Source organism: Senimuribacter intestinalis (assembly GCF_943192965.1).
Taxonomy (GTDB): Bacteria; Bacillota; Clostridia; order Peptostreptococcales; family Anaerovoracaceae; genus Senimuribacter; species Senimuribacter intestinalis.
In genome coordinates this window covers 102,070-112,398 of record NZ_CALPCF010000011.1, presented here as the reverse complement: position 1 = coordinate 112,398, position 10,329 = coordinate 102,070, and the positions used below count along the sequence as shown (strand labels likewise).

Sequence of the window (10,329 nt, the reverse complement as noted above, 5' to 3'; positions counted from 1 at the left end):
AACACAGAAGTTAAGCTCTCAAGCGCCGATGATACTTGGTGGGAAGCTGCCTGGGAAAGTAGGTCGTTGCCGGTTTTAAAATGGCTCCATGGTCAAGCGGTCAAGACACCGCCCTTTCACGGCGGTAACCCGGGTTCGATTCCCGGTGGAGTCACCAAGGGAGAGTATGCCGCTATGTTAGCGGCATTTCACTTTCATCCATATGCGGAAGTGGCTCAGGGGTAGAGCATCGCCTTGCCAAGGCGAGGGTCGCGAGTTCGAATCTCGTCTTCCGCTCCAATATTTATGCGCGATTGGCGGAATTGGCAGACGCACTAGATTTAGGTTCTAGCGGGCGACCGTGGGGGTTCAAGTCCCTCATCGCGCACCAAAAAATTGTTGAAATCCCAACGTTTATGACGTTGGGATTTTCTTGTATGACGGATAAGTAGATTATTATTTGAATTGAACCACCCTATGCCGAGCGGCACGCAGGGTGGTGTGAAAGGGCTACAAGTTAGCCCCTATTCGATATAAGGCATTCAACCACATTACATTGAGAATTTGTCTTTCGCGCTAATTATGTCAGCGAAAAACAAAACTGAGGCTTATTAAAATTGCTTTGCTGATACATATTCGACTTTTTATAATATCAATAGAGGGGATTATCGAATTCCTTTCCATGCGTGATATGTGTTTGAAATTCTATACACTCTAATCTTTTCTTACATTTTAGATACAATGTCCCAGCGTCAATTTGATAAGTATAGCATACTTCCGTATAGTTGAGTTTGGTCTTTTTAATTGTATTTGAGATAAGGTAGAATAGATATCTCATGGTCACTTGCCTAAAGAAAACAACTTACCAGCAACGAGAACAAGGTGAGTATCCCTGACTTTTTGCTTTACTTAATGAAATCGCATGTTTACTATTCCACAAATAGCCGCACCATGAACGATGATACTTATCACCAGAGTCGGTGATATATACTGTTTGACTGTTAGTGTTTGACACCGATTTTTTTGGTGCAGGTTTCTTTACTTTGCCAGAACGCTATTTACTTAGATAACTGTTATCATAGTCGCTATATGATATCGCTCTGACTTTATAATAATAGCGGGTTCCTTTTTTTATGCTGTAATCTCTATACCAGCTTTCATCATTTGAATCGATATATTTGTATTTTCCATCTTTAGAGGTGGAGCGATAGATATCATATTCGTCAGCATGAGGAACGTAAGCCCAGTCAATTTTAATACTGTTTTTTCCAATATCAATATCTTCGATTACAGGACGTGCTAGGCGATACTCTGCGAATCCGGAAATTGTTGAGGAGAGCATCATGACAATTACTAAAGTTACAGATAGTATTTTTTTCTTCATTTATTCTTTCTCCTTATGTTAGTGTAAATAATAAATTCAATTTAATTATAACATACTATAAAAAAATTGGAATAATTTCACATTGATTCATGAGTAATTTTTGAGAAAATAACACTGTGAAATTTTGGTTTTTACAAAAAAGTATCAAAATCCTACAAAAAAGTGTCAAATTTCGACATAGGGGTTGAATATAACCGCAAACATCCATATAATAATCATATTTCTAGGATATTTATATGGATAAAGTTAGGAGAGGTATTTATGGACAAAAAGGAACATTTGCATCTGGTTGAAAAAGGCTATGTACCAGTGCAGAATTATGTCAACGAGAATCTGATGCAGAACTTGCAGGACAATTCTTCGGAAGAGAAAGAGGCGGCAGTGTGTGATTTTTTCTCGAGTCTTAGAACATACGAGAGTGCTTCACAGCGTTTTCACCAACCTGGCGGAGATGGATATTATATTGTACAGAAGTGTTTACAGAAGTATCTGGACTATAAGTTTATTAAAAAAAATAATCATTTTCGTTTTAATGACTTTTCTGATTATGATGAGGATGATAGAGAGGACAAAAATCTATACACTGAACAGGAGCGACAATTTCAGTATATTCCTGTTCAGCGAAAAAAGGAACCCATGATTGGAACACAAGCTGATATTTATTATCTGCTGTTTGAGGCAGAGCAAGAGTCTGTTGCTTCAAGACGGTGTAAGGATTATGTGAAGTCCAACAAACTTCATCTTACGGCGGTGCTGACTAGTTTGATTGAGAGAGTTGTAACGTCGATGGATAATGACGAACGTAAAAAAATCAGGACCTATGGAAATATTTTACGAACCACATATATGGAGATGGAATACGCAGAAATGGAGATGACGGACTTATATCAGATTTTACACTGCAGTAAAAAACAGTACTACACTGCGCGAAACCATGCAATCACATTGGTGTCTGAAACGCTTTTTGGAATTTTAGCAGGAGAAACAGGTTTGGCAGAATTATATATAAACCAAGACGAAATTATTATACCTTCTATTAAAAGGTGAAAAAGTAATTAATTTACAAAAAAGGAACTTGACAGGGAATCACATATGTGGTAGTATGATAACATAAAATAAATGTAATTAAATTGATTTTATTCCTTTTTATGGAAAACGCGTTTTGCTTTAATCGCAATTTTAGACTGTGAAGCTCAAACGGAATGAGGCTTTTGCTATCTGATGGAAGAGCTTTTGCAATAAATGGAACTTGTACTTAAAACTAAACACTACGCAGAGAAGGCATATCGGATGGTATGCCTTCTTTGTGGGACAATTCAACAGATGTCATGCGACATCTGTTTTTATATAGATAAAATTTTTGAGGAGGTTAAAAAATGTTAAAAAAAGCAAGAAATTATCAGGGAAGACGCGGGTTTGCAATCTTTCTGATTCTTGTTCTTTTGTTAAGCTGTGTTCCGAGAGAGAGTTTTGGAGCAGCAAATGGTTGGAAGGTGGGTGATAAAGCGTATTTTAAGAATGGATCGGAGCTAGTTAGTAGTGATGGTAAGCCATATTATAACTATCACACCAGCGGTCATAGATACGCCTATTGTATTGCGCCAATCAATGGAGGAAAGACTATAAGGGGGTATTGCCTAGAGCGAAATATGGACAATCCACATAACGGCAATACCCAGTATTATGCGAAGACCTGGAATACGGCACTGCGAATTAATAATTACAGTGAGCAGGTGCAGTTGGCGATAAAGACAGCTTTGCTCTATGGCAAGCAGCCACAGTCGACTAAGAAGGATTTAAGTGACTTGCTGGGCGAGTACAGTAGCCATGTGGGTGAATGCAATATGGACGATTGGTGGATTGCGACGCAGACAATTATTTGGGAATTTACAGACGGCTATCGGAAGAGTCTTGCAAGCATTCCTGAAAATCTTGGACAGACCAAAAATGGAAAAGTTGTCTTAGGGACAGTGAATCCAAGCGGTGGAGAAGGCTATGATTTTCACTACAGTGTTCTTCGCAGCAGACCTGCCAGACATATCTATTTTGCAATGCTTCGTGCGATGAAAAAGCATAGAGTAATTCCATCTTTTACGGCGAAGGAAAAGGAACGCGCAAAGACCATTTACATGGAGCAGTTGGAAACAAAAGATGGTGGTGTGGTATGGAAAGCGATAAACTCAGCCTATCGAAAGAAGATGACTGCCGAAGAAAGAGCAGAGGCTAGGACAAAAAGTGATTATTATTTGCTTAAAGACAGCAATTTCTGCGAGCAGGCGTTGAAAGTAGTAAAGACGAAAGACGGCGAAGATTCAATTCAGAAAGCATATCGTTTTACAGTGAAGAAAGGTGGGTATGCGCTTACCTATACAGAAAAATCATTGCCCGGCGTGGTGCTGCACGGAAAGAAGAACATTCCTGAATCGGTGACTGATGAACTTTTGGTTTGGCAGAATTCGCCCAGCAACCAGCCGCTACAGACCATTGCTATCGGCGGAGATGATCCAGTAGACTTTTATTTTAAGATGAAGGAAATAGAAGATGATGATGAGAAAGAAGAGGACGAGCTTCCTAACTTACCGGCTTTTACCTTTGATACTGAAAAGCAGGACTATAATCCGGGTTGGGACGAAGATGGCGATGGTATACACACCGGTATGGGAGATGCTGCACTGGATAGTGAGATTTCGCTGTATCTGGACGATGCGCTGATAGACAGCAGGCAGCTGACTGTTTTTGGTTCTACAGAAAATAATCCTTTTGTGTTTACACCTTGGGAGGACGTAAGCGAACTGGATTTTGAGGAAAAGAAGACTCGCAATGAGGATGGTGTTTTGCAGTATACGGACTATTACTGGCGCGGTGAGAAATCGGTCATGACGAGAGAAACTGGGATTCCTGTGGGTAGACATGGAGAAAATGCAACGGGCGGCAATGGCGCGCGTAGCCATGGCGTGATTACCTATTTTGCGCACCGGCGAGATTACGGGAAAATTGAGTATAGAATTACTTATGAGGGTGAAGACGGAAAAGGAGCAGTACTGACAGATTCTGCGGATATCGATTTGGAAAATCCACAACAAATGCGTGATGAAATAGGCAGTTTTGCTTATTCTAACGATGTCTACAGAGGTGATTTGCAGCTGGTAAAGACGAAAGATGACCTGGACCCTTTTACGGATAGAGGAAATGGTGATAATGGAAAAAAAGACTACAGCACCAGTTCAAAATGGACCATTCGATTGGAATCAGAGGGGGCTGAGAACTGTCCTTATGTTAGAGTACTTGATAAAGGCGTGACGCAGGATTCTTATCAGAAATATACCCATACCTATCAGGTAGCAAAAGACGGAAGTGGGGTACCTGCTGATTCAAGCCATCCTCTGACCTTGTCTAAGGACGGGCAGCTTTATGTAAAAGGGCTTCCTTACGGAACCTACGTGGTAGAAGAAATTGCAGCTGACAGTGAAGGCTATGTGCTGGAATCCTTTCGCATTATTATTTCGGAGGATGGGCAAGCTGAGTCAATCGCTGTAAATAATCAGGCGAAAAAGAATAAGATAAAGGTGGTAAAGACCAATCAATTGACCGGTAAAACAGTAAGATGGGACGCAGCACGGACAGCTTTTCAGATTCGATATCTGGGTAATCCTGATTTGTCGGATCCTACAATATCGCCAAACTATGGCAGATGGCTTCCAAATGGAATCGGTTATACTGATGAAAGTCAGAACTATACATTTTATGCCAATGAGAATGGAGAAATTGTACTTCCTTACGAACTGGAATATGGTATTTATGAGCTGCGGGAACTGGTTGTTCCTGAGGGATACTATGTGGGCGCTTTTGATGAAAAAGGAATTGGAACTGTAGCGGATATGGGAAAAGTTGAAATCATCGATCACAGAGGAATGTCAGTGAAGCCGCCTAAATCTTTTCTTGAAACGGTAAAAGTGGCCGATAAGGAGGGAGAGCCAGTCACCAATTTTTCTGGAGACAGTGAAACTACCTATAATTCCTATACTTTTTCTGTGCTGGAACAGTCGCCGCATGAAGACGGAAAGAATTACATCAAGTACTATGCTATTTTGGAGATTGCGAATAATCCAGTTATGGGAAAAATCAGCCTTACAAAAGAGGGAGAACGACTGACCGGCTGGAAAGAGAACGGCGGCCTTTGGCAGGCAGTCTTCGAGAAGGCAGCGCTGAAAGACGCAGTCTTTGAAATCTATGCGGCGGAAGATATCTTGCAGTCAGATGGTGTTGCGCCTGTAAAAGTGTACGACGCTGAAACGGGTCATGAGCTATCCTTTGAAAAGACTTATCGAGACCACGGAGAAGTTGATAATGCAAAGGAAAGGTGGAAGCTTGCGTTGAAGGAGGGCGGTAGTGTTTTGCGAGTCAGCGACAAAGGCACTTTACAGGATTTTGGACGCGCCAACAGGACAGTGACAGAATATCAGGTAAAAACAGCAGATGGAGCGAGCTTTACTGATAGTTTTACTGCACGTGATGAAAAGAAAAAGATGACCTATCGTTATCGAGTCGAGTATAAGATGAATTATGCCAAAGGCGGATTTTGCTATACCGATGTACACCTTTGGAAGGATTCGATTTCGGATGACTATCTGCCGGAAATTCCGATGACAGAGCCGGTATTGAAAAGCGGAAACCAGAGTGTCGGCATTGTGACAATGCATTATGAAGACGGTAATCGAGTGCGCGTCAATGCACTTGAGGGCGAAAAGGGTTTAGATGAAGAAGAAATTACCGGTATTTTTGGCGCATACGGCATAGATGATATCGCCGCAAAACCGGTAAATGCGTATGGCGGAGAGAGCAGTGACAAGAAGTTTGCAGCGGCAGTGGTGCTGCCGGCGGGCTGGAGTCAGGTTGACAGAGATGATGTTTACTTGGCAACCGATGGAAAAGAAAATTACCAAATTCTTGTAAAAGAAGGACTTTTGGAACGATGGATTCCTTGTGATAAGGAGGGGAGATTCTATAAATCCTTCACACAGGAGTACTCTTTTACGTTGGCGCAGCATTATCAAAGTGATAATGGGTTTACTTTAAATTGGGATGAAGAAATCGGTATGAAAACTTTTGCAAATCATCAGATGGAGACTGCTGTAACCGAGATTTTTTGCAGTGAGAAAAACAGTCCTAAAATTGTAACTTCAAAGGGCTGGAGCAGTAAGCGGCAGAAGGATAAAGTGGTACTTACAGCAGCACCCATAGAAATGGCACCGATATATTTTCTGAACTATGACGGAATCAGAACAGAGATGTTTCTTTCCGGAAAGCAGACTCATACAAAGATAACTTTAACAGAATCTCAGGTTTCACAGTTTGAAAGAGTATTACCAGAAATTTCCTATAAAGGGAAAGTGGTACCGTGGTATGAAGGGCTGCGGGATAATAAGCGTTTCTATGAATGTCTCTTTGATGAAAATACTTATGTTAGAGCTAAGAGACATGCGCCAGGGTCAGAAAACAAGAGCGGTTACTATACCATAGAGATGGTTTCAAATGCAGCAGTCGAAGAGGAATGCTTTCATATTACGTATCCCGATACGACTGAGGCCACAGCTTTAACAGGAGAGAATGGCAGTAGCGGGATTTTACGTTTTTCTTCCTGCGACGGCACAATGATTTATCCGGCGGGAAAGCCTGTGGAAGTGATTCGAAGCGGGGAGAATGGAATTGCACAATCGGGACTGCTGCCGCTAGGAACTTACTGGGTTCGAGAAATTTCTACGACAGAAGGTTTTGTGAATCAGGGGCAGTGGACTCAAATGCAGGTAAACTATGAAAATCAGTATACGCCATTGGTTTGGGACACAGCAACTTATGAGAATGAGGCGGTAACTGTGCAAATTGATTTGGAAAAACTTTTTGAGACCAGCTATCAAAGCGGTACCTATCAAAAGGGAAGCGGCGCTGTTTTTGGTATTTATACAGCGGAACATATGGGTATTGCGCCTGATACCTTAGTCGGAAAGATGGTAGTGACGGACGGTCAAGCGTCGGCAGCGATAAAACTTCCTTTGGGCAAATATTATATTAAAGAAACCTCAGCGCCTGAAGGATATAAAGTAAATCATACCAAGTACTATTTTGACGTGGCAGACATTTTTTCGGCGGACCGATTTCATTTTGACTATCAGCAGATGGGTGTTTCAGGTACGGTTACCCAAAATGGAAAATTAGGAACAGTCATTGACTTTGATACTCTCTACCGCTATGAGTCGGCGGTGGTAAATATTGATGGTAAGGACTATAGACTCGATGAAGATGCAGAGAACGAAACTGTAAAAATCTCTGTACGGGGTGGCAGAACCAATACGCAGGTACATATAAAAAATGGAAAAACTGCGGTGCTCCGTTTGGAAAATGACGCAGTGATGCAGGTAAAAGCAGATGGACTTTGCTATAAGGTGAAACTGGAAGGTCCTATGCCTGTGTATCAGATAGGAGAGGCAAGTGAAAACTTCGACGTTACTGCTGATCAAGGTACGACAACCATTTCCTATACACCGAAGGTAATTCGGAATAATTGGATTACAGAAGTGACTTGGTTTAGAGAAAATCAGGAGAATTTGCCAACGCAGCTGGAAGTAACTTCGCAGAAAGGAAGTTCCAGCATCTTAGTGACGACCGATGAATCGAAGGATAACGGTGCAGTTTTATTGATTGCGCAGGGAAGGTTGACAGGCATAATGGTTGATGGAAAGCAAGTTGCTCAGGCGCAAGCCCTTACCTTAGAGAAAGAACAGTCGATTCTTTGGAATTTTGCAGACGGCATAACTTTCGCTGCAGAGATGGACCTATCGGGAAATCTTTATTTAAGCGCAAGCGGCGAAGGCAGCAGTGAGCTAAATGAAGAAACGGATGTTTGCAGAGTTACTGCAGACGGGAATGAAAAACTGCCAAAGTCTGTTCAGGTGAAAAATACGCAAGCAAAAACCTACGAACGAAATCACAGTGATACCAAGGTGTTGTCCATCGAGATTACTGGGGTAAAGAATGACCGGCTGCCGGAAAAACCGGAAAAGCCGCAGATTCCAGAAAAGCCGGAAGAACCAAAGTACGGAAGCCTAAGATTGACGAAAGTGGATAGTGAGACGGGAGATGTTCTTGCTGGAGCGGAATTTGCCATCTCAAATGAAGAGGGAGAAATTCTTTATAAAAAAACGACGGCAAGAGATGGTCTTCTAGTGATTGAACAGCTGAAGCCGGGGATTTATTACTATCGGGAAACAAAAGCACCTTCCGGATATCTCCTAGATGAGAGGGAATACGCATTCTGTATCACGGGGGATGGAGAGGCACTGCGTGTTACTGTGAAGAATACTATGAAAAAAAGAACCGATGTGGGTGTAGAATTTCCAGAAGATCCTGTACCAAAGGATGGGAAAAGTCCAAAGACTGGGGATACAAATCGGATTCTGCTTTACATGGCACTGATTCTGGCAGGTGTTAGTGCATTAGTTGTTAGCATTAGAAGATTGAAATAAGCATATTTTTTATTCTTTAATTCAAATTTCCTAAACAATAAAAATTTCCTTTACTTACTATATTTACAAAGCAAAAGAGCCTTTGGGATTCTTTCCCAAAGGCTCTTTTGTGCTGATTTTTACTTGATGGTTGCTGTGATATATTCGCTGTATAGTTTTTGTCCGCAGGATTTTTTGAAAGGTCTAATTCTGATGTACTTGCACTGCGTAGAGGCAGACTTTGCAGTAGAAATCTTGGCGGCAACAGTTTTGCCGGAAGAGACTGTCTTCTTTGCAACAATTTTGCTAAAGCTCTTGGTATCACTGATTTGAATCTCATAACCGGAATTGCGGCTGTCGCCTTTCCATTTCGCAGTGACTGATTTCTTATCAGAAGTGCGGGAGGCCGACAGATTGGTACAGGCGGCAGGAGTGACGCTTACCTTGACCTTATAGATGACAGAACAGTATTTACCGGATTCGGGAACCTTTATGGTGATGGTTGCCGTGCCGGGACCGGTAATTTTAGAAAGGCCTGTCTTTTTATCTACTTTGATGACTTTGTTGGCAGAAGACGAGTAGGAAGCCTGAAAGCCGGATTTTCCGGCGGCATAAAAGTCCGGGGAACTGAGCTTCTTTGTCAATGAGAAGTTGCCGGGAAAGCTAGGCGTCTCCATCTTGGAAAATCGAGGAAAGTAGGACGCAGTGGTTTTCGGTAGGCGATAATATACTAACTTTTCCATGACTTTGTAGCGGCTGGTGCCATAGAGGAATTTAATATAATCCTTTATCTCGTTTTTAAAGTATTTCTCTGTGAGATTGCGATAAGCGGGATTGTCATAAGACGGAATCAGGTCATAATAATAGACGCCATCAATTGTGATGCGAATGACCTCCACGTTATACGCCCCAATGGAAAGTTTTTTGCCGCTTTTGTCATAGAAACCGTCAAAATACCAGCCGGCATTTGGCTTTACGATGATTCCTCGGTCGATTAAAGCGCTGAATTTGTGACTTACACTGCTGTCAATGCGGCAGCTGTCTCGGTAGGTGTCTTTGCCCTGATAAAAAAATTTTAGGTTATCATCGTAAGTCATGTAAAGACTTCCGCCTTTTGCTGGCTGCAGTGATACCTGGTAGTATACGCTGCTCGCTGCATTTGCATGCACTGTGGTAGATGCAAATACGGTGATACACATGGACATGCAGAGCAGGCATACTGCTGCTAGAGAAAATAGTTTGCTTTTCATAAATATACCTCCTGAAATTTTATTTGGGATATTTACGATAAAGGTGAATGGAGTTTCATTATACACGGAGAGTATGGGGAAAACAATGTAAAAAACTTTTTTATGGGAATCTGCAAAAATGGGAATGAACTAAATTGCACAGGTTACAGTTGCATTTTATTGTGATTTTCTGTAAAATAAAAAACGTTAAACTGAAGATATTTGACTAAGTATAAAG

4 protein-coding genes, 3 tRNA genes and 1 rRNA gene are annotated in these 10,329 nt (G+C 41.7%); 6 read left to right on the top strand and 2 right to left on the bottom strand.

Translation table 11 applies throughout. The annotated features are described in order from the left end of the window. The 4 genes from rrf to NFR88_RS10660 all read left to right on the top strand — a co-directional run. A 5S ribosomal RNA gene (gene rrf, locus NFR88_RS10675) occupies positions 1–75 on the top strand; the annotation flags it as partial. 7 nt (positions 76–82) lie between these two features. Next, a tRNA-Glu gene (locus tag NFR88_RS10670) sits at positions 83–157 on the top strand. A 47-nt stretch (positions 158–204) separates the two neighbouring features. Further along, positions 205–279: transfer RNA gene (locus NFR88_RS10665), tRNA-Gly, on the top strand. Between the two features lie 8 nt (positions 280–287). Next, positions 288–370 (top strand) — tRNA-Leu (locus NFR88_RS10660). A gap of 663 nt (positions 371–1,033) precedes the next feature. Here NFR88_RS10660 and NFR88_RS10655 read toward each other — a convergent pair. After that, entirely contained in the window at positions 1,034–1,363 is a 330-nt protein-coding gene (locus tag NFR88_RS10655; RefSeq protein WP_160203263.1) for a hypothetical protein, read from the bottom strand. 261 nt (positions 1,364–1,624) lie between these two features. On the opposite strand from NFR88_RS10655, the gene NFR88_RS10650 reads away from it, so the two are divergent. Together NFR88_RS10650 and NFR88_RS10645 are read left to right on the top strand one after the other, a co-directional pair. Further along, positions 1,625–2,410, top strand: coding sequence for a hypothetical protein (locus NFR88_RS10650; RefSeq protein ID WP_160203262.1), 786 nt, complete (start codon positions 1,625–1,627; stop codon positions 2,408–2,410). Positions 2,411–2,739: 329 nt separating this feature from the next. Further along, positions 2,740–8,883, top strand: coding sequence for a SpaA isopeptide-forming pilin-related protein (locus NFR88_RS10645; RefSeq protein ID WP_251615846.1), 6,144 nt, complete (start codon positions 2,740–2,742; stop codon positions 8,881–8,883). A gap of 119 nt (positions 8,884–9,002) precedes the next feature. On the opposite strand, the gene NFR88_RS10640 is transcribed toward NFR88_RS10645, so the two are convergent. Beyond that, positions 9,003–10,112 carry a hypothetical protein gene (locus tag NFR88_RS10640; protein ID WP_160203260.1) on the bottom strand — a complete coding sequence of 370 codons (1,110 nt, stop codon included), beginning with the start codon at positions 10,110–10,112 and terminating at the stop codon, positions 9,003–9,005. Positions 10,113–10,329: the final 217 nt, after the last annotated feature.